Origin of the sequence: Brachybacterium sp. AG952 (assembly GCF_004362645.1) — a bacterium.
In the GTDB taxonomy this organism is placed as follows: domain Bacteria; phylum Actinomycetota; class Actinomycetes; order Actinomycetales; family Dermabacteraceae; genus Brachybacterium; species Brachybacterium conglomeratum.
The window spans coordinates 1,023,780-1,044,983 of record NZ_SNXV01000001.1 but is presented as its reverse complement, the minus strand read 5'-3'; the positions used below and the strand labels follow the sequence as shown (position 1 = coordinate 1,044,983).

At 74.7% G+C, this 21,204-nt stretch carries 20 protein-coding genes and 1 riboswitch; of the genes, 7 read left to right on the top strand and 13 right to left on the bottom strand.

Going from position 1 to position 21,204, the window contains the following annotated elements:
* Positions 1-41: 41 nt before the first annotated feature.
* A complete protein-coding gene (gene rplM / locus DEU31_RS04635) occupies positions 42-485 on the bottom strand; it encodes a 50S ribosomal protein L13 (RefSeq protein WP_010550278.1) in 444 nt (147 codons plus the stop codon).
* 362 nt (positions 486-847) lie between these two features.
* A complete protein-coding gene (gene truA / locus DEU31_RS04630; protein ID WP_010550279.1) occupies positions 848-1,771 on the bottom strand; it encodes a tRNA pseudouridine(38-40) synthase TruA in 924 nt (307 codons plus the stop codon).
* Positions 1,772-1,855: 84 nt separating this feature from the next.
* Here truA and purD point away from each other — a divergent pair, with 84 nt between their 5' ends.
* Together purD and DEU31_RS04620 are read left to right on the top strand one after the other, a co-directional pair.
* A complete protein-coding gene (gene purD, locus DEU31_RS04625; RefSeq protein WP_133676040.1) occupies positions 1,856-3,136 on the top strand; it encodes a phosphoribosylamine--glycine ligase in 1,281 nt (426 codons plus the stop codon).
* The gene (locus DEU31_RS04620; RefSeq protein WP_133676039.1) at positions 3,133-4,056 is read left to right on the top strand and encodes a phosphoribosylaminoimidazolesuccinocarboxamide synthase; all 924 of its coding nucleotides are present in this window, start codon (positions 3,133-3,135) and stop codon (positions 4,054-4,056) included. The genes purD and DEU31_RS04620 overlap by 4 nt, the downstream gene beginning before the upstream one ends.
* Positions 4,057-4,183: 127 nt before the next feature.
* On the opposite strand, the gene DEU31_RS04615 is transcribed toward DEU31_RS04620, so the two are convergent.
* From DEU31_RS04615 to DEU31_RS04595, 5 genes are all read right to left on the bottom strand, one after another.
* Entirely contained in the window at positions 4,184-6,802 is a 2,619-nt protein-coding gene (locus tag DEU31_RS04615; protein ID WP_243733712.1) for an ATP-binding cassette domain-containing protein, read from the bottom strand.
* The gene (locus tag DEU31_RS04610) at positions 6,792-7,493 is read right to left on the bottom strand and encodes an ECF transporter S component (protein WP_166649381.1); all 702 of its coding nucleotides are present in this window, start codon (positions 7,491-7,493) and stop codon (positions 6,792-6,794) included. The genes DEU31_RS04615 and DEU31_RS04610 overlap by 11 nt, the downstream gene beginning before the upstream one ends.
* Positions 7,490-8,212 (bottom strand): YkoF family thiamine/hydroxymethylpyrimidine-binding protein, encoded by a 723-nt coding sequence (locus DEU31_RS04605; protein WP_133676037.1) that lies wholly within the window; start codon positions 8,210-8,212, stop codon positions 7,490-7,492. Before DEU31_RS04605 ends, DEU31_RS04610 begins: the two co-directional genes overlap by 4 nt.
* 37 nt (positions 8,213-8,249) lie before the next feature.
* A riboswitch (TPP riboswitch) is annotated at positions 8,250-8,358 on the bottom strand.
* A gap of 49 nt (positions 8,359-8,407) precedes the next feature.
* The gene (locus tag DEU31_RS04600; protein ID WP_133676035.1) at positions 8,408-9,016 is read right to left on the bottom strand and encodes a methyltransferase domain-containing protein; all 609 of its coding nucleotides are present in this window, start codon (positions 9,014-9,016) and stop codon (positions 8,408-8,410) included.
* A 7-nt stretch (positions 9,017-9,023) separates the two neighbouring features.
* Entirely contained in the window at positions 9,024-9,779 is a 756-nt protein-coding gene (locus DEU31_RS04595; RefSeq protein WP_133676033.1) for an MBL fold metallo-hydrolase, read from the bottom strand.
* Positions 9,780-9,996: 217 nt separating this feature from the next.
* On the opposite strand from DEU31_RS04595, the gene purS reads away from it, so the two are divergent.
* Entirely contained in the window at positions 9,997-10,248 is a 252-nt protein-coding gene (gene purS / locus DEU31_RS04590) for a phosphoribosylformylglycinamidine synthase subunit PurS (protein ID WP_010550287.1), read from the top strand.
* Positions 10,248-10,973: a phosphoribosylformylglycinamidine synthase subunit PurQ gene (purQ, locus tag DEU31_RS04585; RefSeq protein ID WP_010550288.1), complete on the top strand. Its 726-nt coding sequence runs from the start codon at positions 10,248-10,250 to the stop codon at positions 10,971-10,973. The genes purS and purQ overlap by 1 nt, the downstream gene beginning before the upstream one ends.
* Before the next feature lie 135 nt (positions 10,974-11,108).
* Here purQ and DEU31_RS04580 read toward each other — a convergent pair whose 3' ends face one another.
* Both DEU31_RS04580 and DEU31_RS04575 read right to left on the bottom strand, forming a co-directional pair.
* Positions 11,109-12,374, bottom strand: coding sequence for a methyltransferase (locus DEU31_RS04580; protein ID WP_133676031.1), 1,266 nt, complete (start codon positions 12,372-12,374; stop codon positions 11,109-11,111).
* Between the two features lie 98 nt (positions 12,375-12,472).
* Positions 12,473-13,567 carry a pirin family protein gene (locus DEU31_RS04575; RefSeq protein ID WP_133676029.1) on the bottom strand — a complete coding sequence of 365 codons (1,095 nt, stop codon included), beginning with the start codon at positions 13,565-13,567 and terminating at the stop codon, positions 12,473-12,475.
* A gap of 77 nt (positions 13,568-13,644) precedes the next feature.
* Between DEU31_RS04575 and DEU31_RS04570 the strand changes: the two genes are divergently transcribed.
* Complete coding sequence (locus DEU31_RS04570) at positions 13,645-14,784, top strand: serine hydrolase domain-containing protein (protein ID WP_133676027.1); 1,140 nt, start codon at positions 13,645-13,647, stop codon at positions 14,782-14,784.
* Between the two features lie 25 nt (positions 14,785-14,809).
* On the opposite strand, the gene DEU31_RS04565 is transcribed toward DEU31_RS04570, so the two are convergent.
* Complete coding sequence (locus DEU31_RS04565; RefSeq protein ID WP_010550292.1) at positions 14,810-15,208, bottom strand: MmcQ/YjbR family DNA-binding protein; 399 nt, start codon at positions 15,206-15,208, stop codon at positions 14,810-14,812.
* Between the two features lie 87 nt (positions 15,209-15,295).
* Here DEU31_RS04565 and DEU31_RS04560 point away from each other — a divergent pair, with 87 nt between their 5' ends.
* Positions 15,296-15,496: a hypothetical protein gene (locus tag DEU31_RS04560; protein WP_126986398.1), complete on the top strand. Its 201-nt coding sequence runs from the start codon at positions 15,296-15,298 to the stop codon at positions 15,494-15,496.
* A gap of 150 nt (positions 15,497-15,646) precedes the next feature.
* Positions 15,647-16,606, top strand: coding sequence for a nucleoside hydrolase (locus tag DEU31_RS04555; protein ID WP_133676025.1), 960 nt, complete (start codon positions 15,647-15,649; stop codon positions 16,604-16,606).
* A gap of 19 nt (positions 16,607-16,625) precedes the next feature.
* On the opposite strand, the gene DEU31_RS04550 is transcribed toward DEU31_RS04555, so the two are convergent.
* The 3 genes from DEU31_RS04550 to DEU31_RS04540 all read right to left on the bottom strand — a co-directional run bounded on the left by DEU31_RS04550 (position 16,626) and on the right by DEU31_RS04540 (position 21,204).
* Positions 16,626-18,365: an HNH endonuclease signature motif containing protein gene (locus tag DEU31_RS04550; protein WP_243733710.1), complete on the bottom strand. Its 1,740-nt coding sequence runs from the start codon at positions 18,363-18,365 to the stop codon at positions 16,626-16,628.
* Between the two features lie 413 nt (positions 18,366-18,778).
* Positions 18,779-19,855: a MaoC/PaaZ C-terminal domain-containing protein gene (locus DEU31_RS04545; protein WP_133676023.1), complete on the bottom strand. Its 1,077-nt coding sequence runs from the start codon at positions 19,853-19,855 to the stop codon at positions 18,779-18,781.
* Positions 19,852-21,204, bottom strand: coding sequence for a 3-oxoacyl-ACP reductase (locus DEU31_RS04540; RefSeq protein WP_133676021.1), 1,353 nt, complete (start codon positions 21,202-21,204; stop codon positions 19,852-19,854). Before DEU31_RS04540 ends, DEU31_RS04545 begins: the two co-directional genes overlap by 4 nt.

Here is a 21,204-nt window from a genome sequence, read left to right as displayed (position 1 = left end):
GGTTCTTCCGTGCGGCAGGGCGGAGTGGCGGGAGCCCCCGCTTACTGCGCCACCTGGTCGATGGTGAAGGGGACGGGCTGCTGAGCGCTGTGGGGGTGCTCGGAACCCGAGTAGATCTTGAGCTTCTTGATCTGCTGATCAGCGAGCTTGTTCTTGGGGAGCATGCCGCGGATGGCCTTCTCCACTGCCTTCTCGGGGTTCTTCTCGAGGAGCTCGGAGTAGGGGACGCCGCGGAGGCCGCCCGGGTAGCCGGAATGGCGGTAGGCGAGCTTCGCCTCACGCTTGTTGCCGGTCAGCGCGACCTTGTCGGCGTTGATGATGATGACGAAGTCGCCCGCATCCACATGGGGTGCGAAGACCGGCTTGTGCTTCCCCCGCAGGAGCTGGGCAGCCTGGGAAGCGAGCCGGCCGAGGACGACATCCGTTGCGTCGATGACGTACCAGGAACGCTCGACGTCGCCGGGCTTCGGGGTGAACGTACGCACTCGTGCCTTCTTCTCTCGTGGTGGTGCCAGGTCGGCAGGACGCCGTCCGGGCACGGTTCGAATGGACCGTGGGCACGCTTCCTTCGGGTAAAAGCATGGCCCCTGTGGCTGCGCCCGGCCCGCTCCGCTGACGACGCGACGGCGGTCCTGGATGTGGGTGAGATCCCGATCGCGCCGCACCGTGAGAGAACGGCAGCGGAGTCGGGCACACATCGAGGCACAACGACCGCTCATCCTACGGGCCGCGCGGAGGGAGCGTCAACGCAGGACGGGGCCGGGGAGTGTGATCTCCGACCGGTCTCGCGGCGGCCCGCTCGCGCCCGCCGGAGGGTGCTCGCTCGCGGCCGCTCACGCCCGAGCGCTCACTCCGCGACGGCGACGTCCTCGACCGGCAGCGGCGCGCGGAGGGTGCGCGTGCGGGCGGCCCAGGCGGCGAGCTCCTCGTCGGGCGGATAGGCGACGTGGTCGAGGGTCAGGCCCTGCGGCGGGCAGAGCGGGGCGGCGCCGGCCCCGTCCCGGGTCGAGGACTCGCGGGTGCGGGCGGCGAGGACCTCGGCGGGCCAGCTCTCGGGGCGCCGCCCTTCCCCCACCCCGAGCAGCGCGCCGACGAGGGAGCGGACCATGTGGTGGCAGAAGGCGTCGGCGACGACGGTCGCGACGATCAGGCCCTCGTCGGCCCGCCCCTCTCCGGGCCGCTCCCAGCGCAGCTCCCGCAGCTCGCGCACCGTGGTCGCGCCCTCGCGCGGGCGGCAGTAGGAGAGGAAGTCGTGCTCGCCCAGCAGCGGCTCGCTCGCCCGCGCCATCGCCTGCACGTCCAGCGGCCGACGGTGGCGCAGCACGTCCCGTCGCAGCGGGTCGTGGGCGGCGGGGCCGTCGGAGATCCGGTAGCGGTAGCGGCGCCACAGCGCCCCGAAGCGGGCGTCGAACTCGGAGGTGACCTCGCGGGCGACGTGGACGACGACGTCGTCCGGCAGCACCCCGGCCAGGCGTGTGACGAGCGCCTCGGCGGGGCTGCGGTCGGAGCGGCCGGGGATCGTGGCGAGCACGTCGCGGGGCAGGTCGAGATGGCAGACCTGGCCGCGGGCGTGGACGCCGGCGTCGGTGCGGCCGGCGACGGTGACCCTCGCGGGCACGCGCGCGATGCGGGAGAGGGCGGCCTCGAGCTCGCCCTGGACGGTGCGCTGCCCGGGCTGGGCGGCCCAGCCGTGGAAGTCGGTGCCGTCGTAGGAGAGGTCCAGGCGCAGCCGTGCGGTGGCGGGGGCGGGATCCGGGATCTCTGCGGGCATGCGCTCGATCGTAACGGCGGCCCCGATCCTCCGCAGTGCGGGCACCTCATCGGGATCGGCACGGTGCTGGTTACGCTGGCCCGCGTGAAGATCCTCGTCATCGGCTCCGGAGGCCGCGAGCATGCGATCATCCGTCGCCTCGCCGCCGACCGCCCCGCCCCCGAGCTGCACGCCGCCCCCGGCAATCCCGGGATCGCGCAGCTCGCGACCTGCCACGACGTCGCCGTCGCGGACCTCGCCGGCCAGGTGCTCCTGGCCGACGAGCTGCGGCCCGACCTGGTGGTGATCGGCCCGGAGGCACCGCTCGTCGCGGGCGCCGCGGACCGTCTGCGCGAGGCCGGGCACACCGTGTTCGGCCCCTCCGCCGAGGCCGCGAACCTCGAGGGCTCCAAGTCCTGGGCGAAGGAGATCATGGCCGCGGCGGGCGTGCCGACCGCCGCCTCCGTCACGGTCACCGCGCCCGAGCAGCTCGGTGCGGGCCTGGATCGCGTGAACCCGCTGGGCGACGTGCCCTTCGTGGTCAAGGCCGACGGTCTCGCCGCCGGCAAGGGCGTCGTGGTCACCCCCGCCCGGGACGTCGCCGTGGCACATGCCGAGGCCGTGCTCGCCTCGGGCGGCCAGGTCGTGCTCGAGGAGTACCTCGACGGCCCCGAGGTGTCGCTGTTCTGCGTGAGCGACGGCACGCGGGTCATGCCGCTGGCCCCCGCGCAGGACTTCAAGCGCGCGCTCGACGGCGATGAGGGCCCCAACACCGGCGGCATGGGTGCTTACTCGCCGCTTCCCTGGGCCCCCGAGGGCCTGGTCCGGGAGGTCGTGACCGCCGTCGCCCAGCCCACGATCGACGAGCTCGCCGCCCGCGGCATCCCCTTCTCCGGGATCCTGTATTGCGGCCTCGCCCTCACCTCCCGCGGCCTGCGCGTGGTGGAGTTCAACGCCCGCTTCGGCGATCCCGAGACCCAGGTGGTCCTCGAGCGCCTCGCCTCCCCCTTCGCGCCGCTGCTGCTGGCCGCCGCGCAGGGCGACCTCTCCGCAGTCGACGCCCCCGAGTGGGTCGAGGGCGCCGCGGTGACGGTGGTGGTGGCCTCGGCCGGCTATCCCGTCTCCGCGCAGATCGGCGATCCGATCACCGGGATCGAGGAGGCCGAGCGCCTCGGCGCGCACGTGATCCATGCGGGCACCGCCCGGGACGCCGACGGGGTGCTGGTCAGCGCCGGCGGTCGGGTCCTGACGGTGGTCGGCGCCGGCGCGGACCTCACGGCCGCCCGTGAGCTCGCCCTCGCCGGCGCTCGCGCGATCGAGCTCGAGGGCTCCCACCACCGCGGCGACATCGCCCTCGCCGCCGCCGAGGGGAGCGTGAGCGCATGAGCGCCGTCTCCTCCTCCGACGCGCCGCTGATCGACGCCCCGGACCTGCCGGGCTGGGACCACGTCGTCTCCGGCAAGGTGCGCGAGCTGTACGTCCCCGCCGGCGCGGATCCCGCGACCGCCGAGGAGGTGCTGGTGCTGGCGACCGACCGCATCAGCGCCTACGACCACTCCCTCCAGCCGGGGATCCCGGACAAGGGCCGCCTGCTCACTGGGATCAGCCTGTTCTGGTTCGAGCAGCTCGCGGACCTCGTCCCCCACCACGTGCTCTCCGCCTCCGACGTGCCGGAGCAGGTGGCCGGGCGGGCGCTGCGCTGCCGCGGCCTGGACATGGTGCCGCTGGAGTGCATCGCCCGCGGCTACCTGACGGGCTCGGGCCTGGCCGACTACCGGGCCGGCGGCTCGGTGGGCGGGCACGTGCTGCCGTCCGGGCTGGTGGAGGCCTCGCGCCTGGACCCGGCGCTGTTCACCCCGTCGACGAAGGCGGAGGCCGGCGCGCACGACGAGAACATCACCGTCGCCCAGGCCCGGGACCTGCTCGGGGCGGAGCTGACCGAGCAGCTCGAGTCGATGACCCTCGCGGTCTACGAGCGGGCGCGCACCCTCGCCGGGGAGCGCGGGATCGTGCTCGCGGACACGAAGCTCGAGTTCGGCCGCTCCCGCATCGACGGCACGCTGGTGCTCGGCGACGAGGTGCTCACTCCGGACTCCTCCCGCTTCTGGTCCGCGGACACCTACCAGGAGGGCCGCGTCCAGCCGAGCCTGGACAAGCAGTTCGTGCGCGACTGGCTCACCTCCCCCGCCTCCGGCTGGTCGAAGGGCTCGAACACACCGCCGCCCGAGCTGCCCGCCGAGGTGGTCGCCCAGACCCGTGCCCGCTACGTCGAGGCCTACGAGCGCCTGACCGGCACGAGCTTCTGAGGCGCCCGGCGACCGGCGGGGCGGGCGTCGCCTCCACGTGGACGCTGCTGCGCGGGGCCCCGCCGCGCTGCGCCGCTGAGGCGCGGGCCTCGACGAGACTGTCAGGGGCGTCCACCCGGCTCCTCGCTCAGCGGGCGAGGGCAAGCACCGCGGCGACCGCGAGCACGACCCCGACCACGAGCGCGCCGTCGGCCCGGGTGAGCGCGGCGGTGCGCCACTGCGTGCGCTCCCCCGTGCCCAGTCCCCGGCTCTCGAGCGCGAAGGCGATCCTCGTCGAGGAGCGGATCGCGTCGACCAGCAGCGCGAAGGCGCATCGCGCCATCGCCCGCGGCCCGAGCCGGCCGGGGGTCCCGTCGGCCGACGGGGGCCGGCGCAGCCGGTGGGCGCGGGTGATCGTCGCCCAGCGCCGCGGCAGGTCCTCGAGGAGACGCTGGCCGGCCAGGAGCGCGAGCGCGATGCGGGCCGGCAGGCGGGCATGGGTGCGCAGGCTGGTCATGGTGCGGCCGGGATCGCTCGCGCGCACGACGGCGACCGCGCCGAGCCCGATCACCAGCGCCCGCAGCGCGAGCGCGGCACCGAGCACGATCCCCTCGCTGGTCACGCGCACGGGCAGGTCGGGCCACGGCTCGTGGCCGGGTCGACTGAGCACGTTGACCATGAGCACCCCGGCCGCGAACAGCACGAACGGCGCCTGCGCACGGGCGAGCGCGAGCGGCCCGAGGCGGAGCCCGAGCATCGTCCCCGCGGCGAGCAGCGCGTAGAGCACCAGCAGCGGCGCCGGATCGGTCAGCGTGATGCAGACGATGCTGAGCGCTGTGAGCAGGCCGAGCAGCACGGTCGGATCGCGCCGTGCGAGCGGGGCCCGCGGCAGGGCGGGCGGGTCGAGCGCCGTCCGGGGCCGGGCGAGCGGGTCGAGCGCCGTCCGCGGCGCCGGGTCGTCGGCGGGCGCGGAGCTCTGCTGCTCGGAGAGCGGGGATCCCGCCCCCGGCGAGAGCGAGCCGTCGGCGCGCACAGGGGCCGACGAGCCCGCCCGCTCGGCCTCGGTGCCCTCGCGGGGGTGCGGGCCCAGCCGGTCCGCGACCCGCAGCCCGGCCCGGCGCAGCAGCGCGTCGTCCGCCAGCAGCGCGGCCGGGGTCAGGGGGCCGACGAGCCGTCCGTCGGCGATCACCACGACCTCGTCCGCGGCCTCGAGGCTGCGCAGGTCGTGGGTGGTCATGACCACGCCGCGTCCCGCATCGGCCGCCTCCCGCAGGAGGGAGAGGACGGCCTCGTGCGCGGCGCGGTCCAGGCCGTAGCCGGGCTCGTCGGCCAGGAGCACGGGCCGGTCGGCGAGCAGCATCGCGCCGAGGGAGAGGCGGCGCTGCTGCCCGCCGGAGAGGCGGTAGGGGCTCTGCGCCGCGTGGTCGGCGAGGTCGAGGCGCTCGAGCATCGCGCGCCGCACGTCCTGCGGGGCGTCGCTCGCGGCGAGCTCGTCCTCGACGGTGTCGGCGACGAACTGGGACTCGGGCCGCTGGAGGACGAGGCCCGCCGCCGCGCCCTCGAGCGTCCCGGCACGCAGGGGGTCCAGCCGTGAAAGGGCGCCGAGGAGCGTGGACTTCCCGGCGCCGTTGCGGCCGACGACCGCGAGCAGACGCCCGGCGCGGATCTCGAGGTCCGCGCCGGTGAGCACGGCGTCCTCGCCCCGACCGGACCCATCGGGCGGGCCGAGGGTCGCGTCCCGGAGATGCAGCAGCACCTCCGAGCGAGGTGTCGCGGCCGTCAGGGGCACGAGGGCGGCGGATCCAGCCGGTTCAGCGGATCCGGCGGGCTCGGCCGGCCATGATCCGCCGACCCGCTCCTCGATCTCGCGCGGCAGCCAGCATCCCTGCTCCCGCAGGGCGGGTCCGTGGGCGGTGAGCACCTCCCGCGTCGGCCCGTCGGCGAGCACCCGGCCGGAGCGGTCCAGCGCCACGGTCCGCGCGGGAAGCCCGTCCAGGCCCCGCTCCCCCGCCCATTCGTCCAGGCGGTGCTCGACCAGCAGCAGCGCGCAGCCGGTCTGATCTGTCGCGGCGTCGACGGCGCTCCGCACCGCGGCCACGCCCTCGGCGTCCAGCATGGCGGTGGGCTCGTCGAGCAGGAGCAGACGGGGCCGCGCGGCGATCGCGGCGGCGAGCGAGGCCCGCTGCAGCTGCCCGCCGGAGAGCGTCGCGGCGGAGCGGTGCGCGAGCTCGCCCACGCCCATCGCGCTGAGCACCTCGTGGACGCGCGGCCCGATCCGCTCCGGAGGCGTGCAGGCGCTCTCGAGCGGGAGCGCGACGTCGTCGGCGATCAGGGGGAGGCAGACCCCGTCGACCGGGTCCTGGCCGAGATGGCCGAGCACGGGCGCGGTCGCGAGGACCCCGCCCGCCACCGGGTCGATCACGCCCGCGCCGCTGGCCGTGCCGTCGAGCAGACGCACCGATCCGGTGACCCGACCGCGCTGATGGGACGGGATCGCCCCGGCGAGCACCCGCAGCAGGGTCGACTTGCCCGAGCCGGACGGTCCCAGCAGCAGCACCTGCTCCCCCGCACGGATCTCCCCGCTCCAGGGGCCGACGCCGGCCCCCGAGGGCAGCACCGCCTCGAGCCCCTCGGCCACCAGCACCCGGGGCTCGCCGGAGGGAGCCGGTGCCCGCACAGGGCCCGGCTCCTGCTCCGGGGCCTGCAGATGCTCGGGGCCCTGCACCCGGCCTGGGGCCGCTCCCGCGGCGTGCGCCTCAGCGGACACGGCGCTCGGGGATCCGTGCCGCGCCCGCGGCACCGATCGCGAAGTCGGCGAGCACGCCGGTGCGCTCGAGCGCGCGGACGATCACCCGGGCCAGCAGACCGCCGAGCACGATCCCGGACAGCACCTGAACGCCGAGCCGGAGCGCGAGCAGGTCCTGGCCGTACCAGCCCATCCGGTACGCGGTCCAGAAGAACACCAGCCCCGCGCCGAGCGCACCGGAGGCGGCGAACACGCCCCAGCCGAAGCGGCGGTAGCGGGTCAGGGCGAAGGGCAGCTCGGAGCCGATCCCCTGCAGCGCCGCGGAGAGCAGCAGCAGGGGGCCGACGGGGCTGCCGAGGAAGACCACCTCGATGACCGCGGCGAGCATCTCGGCGAGGATCCCCACACCCGGTCGGCGCAGGATCGCGATCGCGACCGGCGCCACCAGCAGCCAGGAGCCGAACACGAGGTGCTGGGCGAGGTCCCCGGCCGGGCCCATCGCGATCGCCAGGCCGTTCCAGGCTTGCACGAACACCCAGTACAGGAAGCCGAACACGACGCCGAGCACCACCACGAGCACGAGCTCGCGCAGGCTCAGCGGGGTGCGGCGACGGGACGTGCCGGCAGGGGCGGTCGCGCCGGCGTCGGCGGGCGCGGCGTCGGGAGCGGCGGACTCGTGCGCGGGCGCGGCGGTGCCGTGCTCCTCGGTCATCGCGAGGCCTCCTGGCCCTCGTCGCCGGCGCCCGGAGCGTCGGCGCTCGCCGCGAGCTCCCGCCCCTCGTGCGAGGGGCTGTTCAGCGAGAGGGTGAGGTGGCTGGTGACGTGCTGGACGCCGCGGCCGACGAGCAGCCAGCCGGCGAGCGCGGTCGCGATCACGTCGCCGGCGTCGCCCTCGAGCCGGGTGACGAAGTGCTCGGAGCCGCGGAAGGTGCCGAGGTCCTTCGCATGGTCGATCGCGGCGTGGATGTCGCGCATGTGGTCGGGGGCGGTGCCGTCGACGGCGACCTCGTCGGCCAGCGGGTACAGCGCCCACTCGGCGCTCGCGAAGCGTCCGGTGCTCCGCGGCTGCGGCACCTCGGTCGCGCGGGGGCCCGCGCCGCCGGGCAGCTCGCAGGCCACCTCGCCGGGGCAGCCGCGCGAGAGGAGCACGGTGAGCGTCGCGTGATGGCCGGTGCGGGCGAGCGCCTCGGCCAGGTCGATCAGGACGCGCTGGAGGTGGGCCTCGTGGCCGCCGAGATAGGTCGAGACGTCCCCGGTCTCGTGCACGAGGCCGGTGAGGTCCAGCCGGGAGAGCGCATCGGTGAGGATCCGGGCGTAGTCCTCGCTCATCACAGCGGCGGTGACTCGGGCCCCGACCCCGAAGCCGAGCGGGGTCGCGGTCGGGCCGCCGGAGGGGGCGGGCGCGGTGGGGGCGGTGGGCGATGAGGTCACGGTCCATGCCTTTCGTACGGGCACGGGCGCGCGGCGACGATCGCTCGGCGGAGCTCCCTGCGCCGGCATGATCCGGATCAGGTTCTACGGTCGGAGTTCGAGTACTCCCTCTCAGCCCGGCCTACCGGACTCCCGTGCACGCCCCGCACCCTACCGGTCCGGTCCGGCGCACGCTCCTCGTGTCCGGCGCTGCGTTCAGCGGGTCGTCGGCGGGTCCTCGACGAGGGGGACGAAGACGTAGGCGCCGTGCTCGCTCGCGGCGACCTCCTCGCCGCGGCGCTCCAGGCGCAGCATCCGCTCGCGCACGGGGATCACCATCACGCCGCCGTCCGCGAGCTGCGCGATCAGGCTCCGCGGCACGGCGTCGGCCTGCGCGGAGACGAGGATCCGGTCGTACGGCGCGCCCTCCGGCGCGCCGAGCACGCCGGGGTGCGCGAGTCGGATCTCGGCACTCGCCGTCCCCGCGTCCGCTGTCCCGGCGAGCGCGGCCCGGGCCGGGCTGATCAGCTCGGCGCGCCGCTCGACGCCGATCACCCTCCCCTCCGGTCCGCACAGCCGGGCGAGCAGCGCCGTCGTCCATCCCGATCCCGCGCCGAGGTCGAGCACTCGCTGCCCCGGTCGCACGTCGAGCAGGGCGAGCATGTTCCGCACCGTCGTGGGCTGGGAGTTCGTCTGGCCGTGACCGATCGGCAGGGGCCGGTCCTCGCCGGCGAGCCCCCGCAGCTCCTCGGGGAGGAACCGTCGCCGGTCGTTCGCCGCGAGCGCCTCGTCGATGCGGCGCTCTCCCTCGGTCCGGTGCGACATGTCGCCGTCAGCTCCGGGCGACCTCGACGACGCCGTCCTCCGGCCAGTCCCGCACCTCGGTGCCCTCGGGGGCGAGGTTCGTGGCCTGGCGCAGGTAGATCGGTCGTCCGAGGTCGCTCGCGACCGCGTCGTGGACGGGCAGGGCGAGGCGCGGGCCGACGGCGCGGAGGAACTCGATGGTCTCGGACATCTTCGACCAGGGCGCCGTGACGGCGAAGGCGAGGACGTCGATGCCGTGGAACTCGGGGACCGGCTCGAGGGAGTCCCCGGTGATGCCGAGCCGCGGCCCGTCCCCGGCGGACAGGACGATCCCGCAGTTCCCGATCCGCGGGATGTCGGGGTGGATGATCGCATGGCGTCCGCCGACGGCCTCGAGCCGCAAGGACAGGTGGTCGCCGACGGGCGCGAAGCGGTGCGCCTCCCCGGCCGCGAGCGGGATCACCCGCTCCTGCGCGACGAGGGGCCCGTCGCTCCCCTCGCCGGCGCCGCCGCCGTCGGAGGCATCGGCGGCGGTGAGCATCCGGGCGGTCTCCGGCTCGGCGATCACCTCGGCGTCGGACGCGGCGGCGAGCACCTCGCCCAGCAGCGCGGGGTCGACGTGGTCGGGGTGCTGATGGGTGATCACCACGGCGTCGAGGCTCGCGAGCTCCTCGGCGCCCAGGCCCCGCACCGCGTCGGCGCTGAAGCCGCCCGGATCCACGAGCAGGCGTCGCCCGGCGGTCTCCACGAGCAGGCAGGAATGGACGAGGTGGCGGATCTTCATCGGGTCCTCCCGGGGGTCGAGGTCGCGTGCCTCGAACCTAGTCCCCGTCGGCCGGGACGTGCCAGGGCGGCGGGGGCGTCCGCGCGGGAGGACACCGCCGTGGGCGCCCCGTCGGCACGGCCGCGTTCCTCGGTACGATGGGGCCCTCGGGCCGCGCCCGAGCACCAGCCCCCGGCACGCCGCCGCGCGCGCCACACGTCCCCTCAGGAGTGCCCCCATGCCACGTGTCGTGGTCCACGTCATGCCGAAGCCGGAGATCCTCGACCCGCAGGGCAAGGCGGTCGCCGCCGCGCTGCCCCGCCTGGGCTTCGAGGGCATCGCCTCGGTGCGCCAGGGCAAGCGGTTCGAGCTCGAGGTCGAGGGCGAGGTCACCGACGAGGTGCTCGCCTCCCTGCGCGAGGCCGCCGAGACCCTGCTGTCGAACCCGGTGATCGAGGACGTCGTCGCCCTCGAGGTCGAGGACGCCTGATGCGCATCGGTGTGGTGACCTTCCCCGGCACGCTCGACGACCGCGACGCGCTGCGCGCCGTGCGGCTCGGCGGCGCCGAGCCGGTCGCGCTGTGGCACGGCGACGACTCGCTGCACGAGGTCGACGCGGTCGTGCTGCCCGGCGGCTTCTCCTACGGCGACTACCTGCGCGCAGGGGCGATCAGCCGCTTCGCCCCCGTGATGGACAAGGTGGTCGACGCCGCGAACGGCGGCATGCCCGTCCTCGGCATCTGCAACGGCTTCCAGATCCTCTGCGAGACGCACCTGCTGCCCGGCGCGATGATCAAGAACGCGCACCGTGCGTTCATCTGCCGCGACCAGCCGCTGGCCGTGGAGAACAACCGCACCGCCTGGACCTCCGGCTACGAGGCCGGCCAGGTCATCCGGGTCCCGCTGAAGAACCAGGACGGCCAGTACGTGGCCGACGAGCGCACCCTGGCCCAGCTCGAGGACGAGGGCCGTGTGGTCTTCCGCTACGCCGCCGGCGCCACCCACGGCCCGGCCGGCTTCGAGCAGAACCCCAACGGCTCCCGCCACGACATCGCGGGCGTCACCAACGCCGCGGGCAACGTCGTGGGCCTCATGCCGCACCCCGAGCACGCGGTCGAGCCCGGCTTCGGGCCCGACGAGCCCGGCGCGGGCACCCGCACCGGCACCGACGGACTGACCATGTTCAGCTCGGTGCTGCGCAGCATGGTGGCCTGAGCGGCGACATCACGGCATCGGCCTCGGGCCGACGCACGACACCGGAAGGGCGGGACCTCATGGTCCCGCCCTTCTCGTCGTCCCTGGCCGTCCTCCCCGGGGAGGGCCGTCCTCCCCGGGGAGCCGTCGGCGCCGTCAGGCCCTGACCGCGCTCAGCACCGTGAAGCGGCGGTCGCGGGCGCGCTGGCGGACGGCACCGAAGCGAGCCTCGACCTCCGGCCGGTAGCGCAGATGGGAGTTGTGCACGAACCACAGCTGCCCGCCGGGACGCAGCACGCGGGCCGCGGCGTCGAGGAGGCCCTGGACGAGCGTCGCGTCGACCACGGTGCCGTCGTGGAAGGGCGGGTTCAGCAGCACCAGGTCGGCGCCGGCCTCCTCGCACCGGGAGAGTGAGACATCCCAGGTCACCTCCACCCCTTCGCGGTCCAGCCCGGAGGCGGCGAGGGTCGCGCGGGTCGAGGCGACCGCATCGGCGTCGTCGTCGCTGCCGAGCACCCGCATCCCCGGCAGCGCGGCGGCGAGATACGCGGTGAGCAGGCCGTTGCCGCAGCCGAGGTCCACCGCGAGGGGCAGGGCGCCGGCGTCCCCGCCCGCGCGGGCCATCTCGTTCTCCCCGGCTCCGTCCTCCGCGGCGGCGGCGGACCGCTCGTCTCCCGTCCCGAGCTCCCCAGCGACGACCGCTCGATCGAGCGCCTCGAGCAGCAGGAGGGAGCCGGCGTCGGCCCGGGCCCCGCCGAACACGCCGCCGAGGCCGCGCAGCGCGAGCGCCTGCTCCTGCCCGCGCACCGCGACGCGCGCCTCACCGGTCGCGGGCTGCGCGGCGTCGACGTCGGCGCGCGGCCCGGAGGCGACGAGGGCGCGGGACTTGCCCAGTCCGCGCGAGCCGCGCACCTCGGAGAACACGGCGGCGAGGGTGTCGTTCTGGGAATGGGTCATGTGCTTGACGCGGCCGCCGGCGACGAGGGTGAGGTCGTCCCGCCCGCTGCGTGCCGCGACGACCGCGAGGCGTCGGGCGAGATCCTCGAGCGCGGCGAGCGACTTCGGCAGACGGGCCAGCGCGAGATGCGCCTCGGCCCCGGCCGCGAATTCCTCGAGCGGGGCGGGCTCCGCGCCCGTCGGCAGCACGAGGCGCCCGGCCTCGAGCGGACCGGGCAGCAGCGCGGCGAGCGCGTCCGTCTCCGCGCGGGAGCTGGTCCAGGACAGGACCCGCGCGCCGGGGTGGTCGGCGACGAGCTCGAGCGTCTCGGCGGTCAGCGCACCGGTCGTATCCCCGATCACGAGCATGTCGCAGGGGCAGCCGATCTCGCCATGCTCCTGGGCGGCGCGCAGGATCACCCGCTCGGTCTGGTCGGGGGCGGGGAGCTCGTCGGTCGGCTCGGGCTGGGCAGCGGTGCTGGTCATGAGATCTCTCGTGCAGTGGGATGGAGGGCAGGGACGTCGGGTGCACGGCGGGCCGTGCGGCGTTCCTCGGAGGCGTGGGCGCGGCCCGCGCGTCGGTCTCAGGCGGGCATGCCCCGCCGTCCCCGCGAGCGCAGGCGCCCGCCCGGCAGCCTCGGGGCGGGCAGCGCGGCGGGGGTGTGCGGGGCGAAGGGGCCGAACTGCTCGTCGTCCTCGGCGAGTCCCCCGCGCTCGCGGACGATCGGCGCGATCGGCGCGTCTTCGAGCGCGAGCTCGACGCCGATCTCGGCCTGGTAGCGGGCGCGGAACGCCTCGATCTCCTCGTGGGAGCGGCCCACGAAGTTCCACCACATGATGATGTCCTCGCCCAGGGGCTCCCCGGACAGCAGTATCAAGCGCAGGTCCTCGTCGCCGGTCACCACGATCTCGAGGTGGTCGACACCGTCGGGCAGGACCATCAGCTCGCGCGGCGCGACATCGGCGCGCAGCGACCGGGCCGACGACTCGTCGCCCGTCCCGCCCGTCGCAGGTCCCGTCCCGCGGGCCGTCGTGAGCCGCGCGGTGCCGCGGTCCACGAGCACGCCGTGCTCGTGTCCCGGGTCGAGGTCGAGCCGCAGCGTGCTCCCGGCGCGCAGCTCGAGCTGGGCCATGCCGAGGTCGGTGTCGGTGACGACGGGGCTCGTGTCCTCGAGCAGGTCCCCGTCGCCGTCCACGCCGTGCAGCGTCCCGAGGCCCACGCGGGCGCGGGCGGTGCCGGTCGCGACCTCCGTCGGGGTGTGGACGAGGAACTCCTGCTCGCGGAAGCGGGTGCGGTCCGGCAGGGCGTACCAGAGCTGGACGCCGTGGAGCACGGTGGTGTCGTTCGCGGAGAACTCCGAGTGGGTGATGCCGGAGCCGGCGACCATGAGGTCCACGTCGCCGGGCCGCACCAGGGCGTGGCTGCCGATCGAGTCGCGGTGCGTGATCGCCCCGTCGAACAGCCAGGACACGGTCGCGAGCCCGGTGTGCGGGTGGCGGGCCACGCGCATCCCGTCGGTCGCGGAGACGTCGTCGGGACCGAAGTGGTCCACGAAGCACCAGGCCCCGATGAGGGAGGTGCGCCGGGCGGGCAGCGTGCGGTGCACGGTCATGCCGCGCGGTCCGCCGAGCGGGACCTCACGCGGTGCCAGCAGCACGAAGTCCTCGAAGGTGGTCATGGTCCGAGTCTAGGCGGCGGGCCGGTCCGTGCAGCCGGTCCCGTCCCCGCCGTCGACCGCACCCCTACTCTGTGTCCATGTCTCTGCCGACCTCGCCCGCCGTCCGCCTGCTCGAGTCCGCGATCGATGCGGGCACCGTGCCCGGCGGGATCATCTCCCACGGGCGGGATCCCGAGCCCATCGCCCGCGGGCGGCTCTCCCCGCGCGGACCGGGCGACTCCGACGCGCCGGCGTTCCCGGCCGACGCGATCGTGCGCATCCAGTCGATGACCAAGGCGATCCAGGCCGTCGTGGCGCTGCGCCTCGTCGAACGCGGCGTGCTCGCGCTGGATTCGCCCGTCGACCCGTGGCTGCCCGAGTTCGCCGCTCCGCGCGTGCTCCCCCGCCCTGACGCCGACATCGACCGGGCCGTCCCCTCCCCCACCGAGATCACGCTCCGCCATCTGCTGACCTGCACGTCCGGTCTCGGCATCGCGACCGCGGAGGGTCCGCTGCAGCAAGCGATGGTCGAGGCCGGACTCGAGGCGGGCTCGGCGCCGTGGTCCCTCGGGGCCGACGAGTGGCTCGCGGCGCTCGGTGCGCTGCCGCTGGTGGGCGAGCCGGGTCGGGTGTGGCGCTATCACCACTCCTTCTCGGTGCTGGGGATCCTGCTCTCCCGGGCGACCGGCAGGTCCCTCGAGGAGCATCTGCGCGCGGACCTGTTCGAGCCGCTCGGGATGGTCGATACCGGGTCCTTCGTGCCCCTCTCGCAGCGGCACCGTCTGCCGCCGGCCTTCTCGGTCGAGGACGGGCAGCTGGTGGAGGCGGAGCCGGCCGGGGGCGGGCCGCTGGTCGGCGAGCCGTCGCTCGACGTCTCCCACGGCGAGCTCGTCTCGACCGCGGCGGACTACCTGCGATTCCTGCGCGCGCTACGGGACGGGGAGCTGCTCTCCCCGGAGCACCTCGCGATGATGACGACCGACCAGGTGCCCGCCGAGGTCAAGCGGCCCGACTCGTTCTATCCCGGCTTCTGGGACGGGACGGGCTGGGGCTTCGGGGTCAGCGTCGTCACCGGAGGGGAGCATCGCGGCCGCTGGGGCTGGTCCGGCGGGTACGGCACGGACTTCTTCGTCGACGCCGACGGGACGATCGGACTGCTGCTCGCGCAGGTCGAGATCGGCGAGCACCTCATGCCGCTGCTCGAGGCGTTCCAGGAGCTGCCGACGCCGCCGAGCTGAGTCGGCCGCAGGCCCTGCCTCCAGCTCAGCCCTCCCGCGCCTCCAGCTCGGCGATCAGCCGCGCCGGGGCGACGGTGCGGTAGGACTCCTCGATCAGCTCGGCGAGCTCGACGAGGTCGGTCGCCTCGTCCAGGTCGATGCCGAGCCAGCCCGACGGGCCGAGATAGGCGGGCACGTAGCTGCGGGGCTCCTCGGCGAGCGCGGCCCGTTCCCGGGGCGGGAGGTGCAGCATCACGGACTGCTCATGAGGAACCCACTCCCCGTCGACCTTGAGGGATCCGCCGTAGTAGCAGTGCACCTTCACGGTGTGGAAGGCGGGCCGGCCATGGCTGATCTTCTCCTTCGCCCCGGGCAGGGCGAGCGCGATCTCCCGGACGCGCTCGAGCCACGGATCGTCGTCGTCGAACATCTGCGGATGCGCCATGAAGAGATCCTCCGCCCTCCTTCGACCCGAGGGAAGGGATTCCGGAAGCAGTCTCTGCCGCGCCGGGGAGCATGGTGGGATGGGTGCATGGACACCGCCCCCTTCGTCGTCCTCCTGCTCGTGGCGCTGATCGACCTCGTCCTTGCGGCCTGGTTCATCGGCCAGGGCCTGCGTGCCGGGGCGAACTCCGCCGAGGGCCGGCCCCGACTGCTGGTGGGGAGCATGCTGATCCCGGGCGCGCTCCTCATCGCCGTCCTCGCGTTCGTCCTGTTCGGGCCGATGGGCTGACGTATTCCAGCGCCTCGAGAGCCCGCCGCTCTCCGCTTGTCGCACGATACGAGCGTCACCGGTCCGAGCCCGCGCTGGCGGGAGGCGCCGGCCGTCTCGCCACAGTCGGCGGCCGGACCACGAGCATCCGCGCCTCCGTAGGCTGACCCCATGGCACTCCCCCTCCTGGTCGACTGCGACACCGGCATCGACGACGCGATCGCCCTGACCTATCTCGCCTGCCGGGACGACGCGGAGGTCGCCGGGATCGTCTCGACCGGCGGGAACGTCCCGGCCGCGACCGTGCACCGCAACAACCTCGCGCTCTCGGAGCTGCTGGGCGTGGACGCGCCGGTCGCCCTCGGCGCGGACCGTCCGCTGGTCGAGCCGCCGATGTTCGCCGAGGACACCCACGGAGCGGGCGGGCTCGGCCACGCCGTGCTGCCCGAGGCCACCCGCGCGGAGGATCCCCGCTCGGGGGCGCAGCTGTGGGTGGACCTGGCGCGGGAGCGGCCCGGGGAGCTCGTCGGCCTGGTGCTCGGACCGCACACGAATCTCGCTCTGGCGCTGGAGATCGAGCCGGAGCTGCCGCGGCTGCTGCGCCGGCTGCACGTGATGGGCGGTGCGATCAACCATCGCGGCAACACCGGTGCGACCAGCGAGTGGAACATCGCGGTGGACCCGGAGGCGGCGCAGCGTGTGCTCGCCGCCTTCGCCTCGGCGCCGCAGCTGCCGGTGCTGGGCGCGCTGCAGGCGACCGAGCAGATCGTCTTCACCGGTGCGGAGCTCGAGCGGCTCGAGGCCCTCGCCGCGCGCTCAGCGCATCCGGTCGCGCGGATCCTCGCCGAAGCGGTGCGCTTCTACTTCGAGTTCCACCAGGCCGACGGCTTCGGCTGGACCGCGCACGTACACGATCCGCTGGTCACCGCGCACGCCCTGACCGGGGAGTTCGCGAGCACCCGGCCGCTCCCCGTGGACGTCGAGCTGGCGGGGACGCTGACCCGTGGCCAGACCGTCGGTGACGAGCTGGGGCGGTGGGGTCGAGGGCCGACGGTGGAGCTGCTCGACGAGGTCCGGCCCGCCGAGTTCGTCGAGCACCTGCTGGGAACGCTCGAGGCCGGTCTGGGCTGAGGGTGCCGACGGCTCGGCCTCAGGCCGCGTCCTGCTCCGGTGGCCGTGCGCGTGAGCCAGTGGGCGGCAGGACCACGAGGTAGTCCACCCGGGCCGCTCTTCTTCCTGCGGGAGGATGCGGCCGCTCTGTACCCCGTGGTCGCGACGTCGTGGGCCCTGCGTCGGGAGCGGGCCCTTCGCCGAGAGGCCGCGCGTCCTCGGGGTGCACCTCGGCAGCCTGCACCTCGCCGTCCTCCTCCACTGCACGGAGCTCCGGCAGCGCGAAGAGCCGGTGCACCGGGGTGAGCACGTCATGGTCGGGCTCCGCGGGGCCTCCCTCGCCGACGTCCGGGACAGCCGGTGCCTTTCCCGCCTTCCGCAGCGCCGTGCCGACGGGGTCGAAGTTCACGCCGCGCCGTCGGGCGGTCTGTCCATAGCGGGTCGTCCATTCGACCGTGCGTCGTGTGCCGTCCTCGTCGGTGATCACCCGAGCTGTCGCGGCCGCCGCCTCCTTCTGGTTGTCGGCGGCGCAGAGCCCGTTGCCGTTGTCGAGGCTCGTCGGCCCGCCCTGCGACCAGGGGACGATGTGGTCGATCTGCCGAATGCTCGCATCGCAGTGCGGAGCGCGGCAGGTCTGGTGCGCGTAGCGGAGGAGGCGGCCGAGGCCGGCCGGGAACGCCCGTGATCGGGACTCCACTGCGACGAGCTGCCCGTCCTCCGCGTCCTGGAGGAGCTTCCGCAGCGCGAGGACGACCTCGGGATCCGGGTGCTCGAGCGCGCGCAGCATCTCCTCGCGGATGTGCTCGTACGGGACCGCGCCGAGTCCTTCCACGGTCGCGGCGTCGGCATGGCCGGGCGCGAGCAGGGAGCGGTCGGTGATGATCACGCCGATGTCGACCACAGGGAGCTCGCCTCCCTCGCCGCGGCCGAGGACGGTGTCGGCGAGGAGATCGGCCATGATCTGCTGGTGACCGCGCCGGTCGCCGTCGGCCCGCGACCGCTCGGCGGCCACCGACAGCGTCTTGCGGATCCGCGCGGCGTCGAGGCCGGGCAGATGCGCGGTCAGAGTCGCCATGCCGTGCCGTCCGCGGCGCACGGTGACGCTGCGCTCCCGTCGCGCCACGCGGTGACGCGCGGCCGCACCCTCGGGGTCCAGCGCGTGGAGGATCCGCGCGGCCTCGTCGCCCCATTCCCCCGGTCCGCAGTCCTCGAGATCCGCGAGATGCGCGCCGAGGATCCGGTCCACCTGCTCCCGCTGTTCAGGCGTCGCCGGCCCCATCGCCCGCCCCACCTGGTGACCTGCGGCGGGCATCGCCCGCCCCTGGGCGAGAGCCCGGAGCACGCGCGGCATCGAACGGACCAGCCGCCTGCACGAGGACATGCTCTGCCCCGCGGCCGACGTGGACTTCTTCAGCGCGGCTGCAGCCTCCGCACGCGCGACCCTCTGCGCCTGCCGGGGCGTCTCCCCGCGCTCGAGGCTGTCGTCCGCGACCGCCGACTCGAGACGGACGAGGGCACGCGCCTCGATCGCCGCCACCGCGCCGGAGAGCTTCCGCAGCTCCGTCAGCAGGGCGATCGTCCGCTGCGCGTCGAGCGCCTCGAGATCGGCCGATCCTCGCTCCCCGAGCCGTGCGAGCGCCGCCTTGGCCTGGATGACGTCGATGCCGTCGACGACGAGCTCCTCGACCCCCGCGGCGAGGCTCGGCGCGCCACCGGGCCGACGGGACTCCCCGTCGGACTCCGGAGGCTCCACGGCCCCACCGCACGAATCGAATGACATGCCTGTATTTTCGCAGGTCTGTTCGATGAACGGAAGAGCTGCGCCATCACTACTGATCAGTAGTCCGGAATTGTGGAAAACCATCCTGTGTGGAGGAGACGTGACGCTCACGCACCTCACGGCCATGGGTCCGGTCGCCGCGATCGGCCGGAGGGAACGGGCGTCGCCGACCCCACATCGTTTCGAACGTCGCGTGACTCCTGTTCGCGCTCTCGACCGATCCCCGCTCGAAGAATCAGCAGGAACACCGACAGCGCGAGCGGCGGTGATCGACGGTAGCATCCCGTCGACCACCGCCGCTGCAGACCCCGAGGCCGAGGTCACCGGTCCCCCAGGGGCTCACCCCCGCCCTGCCCACCGCTCGCGCGATGAGCGGCGAGGACACCGTCGAGACCGCCCCGACCCCGCCCCGTCTACCGCCCGAGCGTCGTCACCTCGACCTCGAAGCAGCGCCGCGGCCCCTTCTCCCCGCGGGCGGGCTTCCAGCCCACGCACCGTGCGGTCCCGACCGACGGATCGTCCTCGAAGGCTACGAGCACGGAGCCGGGCAGCGTGACCGGGGCGTCGAAGGTGACGTCCCAGCGCAGCGGCTTCGACAGGTCCACCCTCGCCTCGGTGAAGGCGCGCGAAGCGGTGTACATCCCGTGCGCGATCGCCGAGGGGAAGCCGAAGGCCTTCGCGGTGACGGCCGAGAGGTGGATCGGGTTCACGTCGCCGGAGACCGCGCCGTAGCGCCGTCCGGTGTCCGCGCCGAGCACCCAGCGGCCCGTCGGCTGCGGCGGTTCGAAGTCGCGCCGCGACCGCCCGCCGACCGACGTCGAGGCGTTCGCACCCGTCGCCCCGGCGCTCTCGGCCGACGACGCGACACTCGAGGGCACGGCACCGGCAGACGCGGCGCTGGACGGCGCCGTGCCCGAGGGCTCCGCCGCGGACGGCTTCCCGCCCTTGACGAGATAGGTGGAGACGTCGGTGGCGATGATCTCGCCGTCCTCGCCGAGGATCGTCGAGACCGCCTCGAAGGTGCGGCCCTTGCGGTGCGGGCGCAGGTCCCGCACCCGGCACTCGACGTCCACGAGGTCCCCCACCTTCACGGGGCGGTGCTGGAGCACCTGGTTGCGCAGGTGCACGAGGCCCAGCAGCGGGAAGGGGAAGTCGCGCCGGGCCATGAGCGCGAGCGAGACGGGGAAGGCGAGCACGTGCAGCACCCCGGGGTGGACCAGGTCCGTCGCGGGACCGCGCATCAGGTGGTCGAAGTCGCGGGCGCGCTCGGCGTCGATCCGCACCTTCCTCACCCGGTAGGCGATGTTCGGCAGCGTCTCCGCGCCGCCGCCCGCGCCGCCCTTTCCACCCTTCCCGCGCTTCCCGCCGAGGCGGGAGCGGGGGTCGAGCGCGGCGGCGTAGATCGCGGGGAACGAGGGGACGTCGGAGAGGTCCTTGACCTGCTCCGGCGCGCCCCCGGCGTGCGCCGCGGCGCCCTGCCCCGCCCTCACTTGCCCACCATGTTCTGGCCGCACACCCGCAGGGTCTCGCCCTGCACGCCCCCGGCCTCGTCGCTCGCGAGGAAGGCGATCGCCTCGGCCACGTCGACGGGCAGCCCGCCCTGCTGCAGCGAGTTCACGCGCCGCGCGACCTCGCGCGTCAGCGGCGGGATCTTCGCGGTCATCTCGGTCTCGATGAAGCCGGGCGCGACCGCGTTCGCGGTGCCGCCGAGCGGGGCGAGACGTCCCGAGAGCGCGTCGACGAAGGCCATCACACCCGCCTTGGACGCGGCGTAGTTGGTCTGGCCGCGGTTGCCGGCGATGCCGCTGGTGGAGGCGAGCGAGACGACGCGCGGCTGCGCGCCGAGCACGCCGCCTCCCTCGCCCTGGGCCTCGAGCAACGCCTCGGTGAGCGCGATCTGGCTGGTGATGTTCACGGCGAGCACCGGGTCCCAGCGGTCCGGGGTCATGTTGGCGAACAGCTTGTCCCGGGTGATGCCGGCGTTGAGCACCAGCACGTCGAGGGTCAGCCCCTTCTCGCGCAGGAACTCGACCACGCGGCGCCCGGCGTCGGCGGAGGTGACGTCGAGCTGGAGCGGGATCGCGCGCAGCTCGTTGGCCAGGCGTGCGAGCTCGGTGCCCGCGCCGGGGACGTCGAGCACCACGAGCCGTGCGCCGTCGGTCGCGAGGGTGCGGGCGATCGCCGCGCCGATGCCGCGCGCGGCCCCGGTGACCAGCGCCGTGCGCCCGGCGAGCGGGAGCGAGGCGTTCTCGGTCGTGCTGCCCGCCTCGGTGGAGACGGTCAGCAGCTGACCGGTGATGAAGGCGCTGCGGGCGGAGAGGAAGAAGCGCAGCGCGCCGACGGCGCCGGGGGCGTCGACCCCGACCCCGTCGGCGAGCAGGATGCCGTTGGCGGTCGCACCGCCGCGCATCTCGTGCGCGACCGAGCGCAGGAACCCCTCGACACCGCCGCGGGCGGCGTCGCGCGCGGGCTCCTCGCCCGTCGCGGGGCGGGAGATCGTCACCAGGCGCGCGCCCGGTGCGAGGGAGCGCATCGCCCCGGCGAGCGGGAGCAGCAGCGGCCCGAGCTCCGCGGGGGCGGAGAGCTCGTCGGCCACGACGATCACCGAGCCGATCGAGCGCAGGTCCTCGACACGGCGGCGCACGTCGGCGCCGTCCTCGAGGAGCCGGTGGGCGACCGCGTCCGCGCCGGCGGAGGCGCCGAGCACGACGACGGGGCCCAGCACGGGCTCGGGGCGGTCGTCCCGGCGCAGGAGCCGGGAGGGGCGGGGCAGGCCCAGCTGCTTGGCGAGCATGCCGCCGGGGGCGGAGCGGATGAAGCGGGTGTAGGCGTCGGCCAT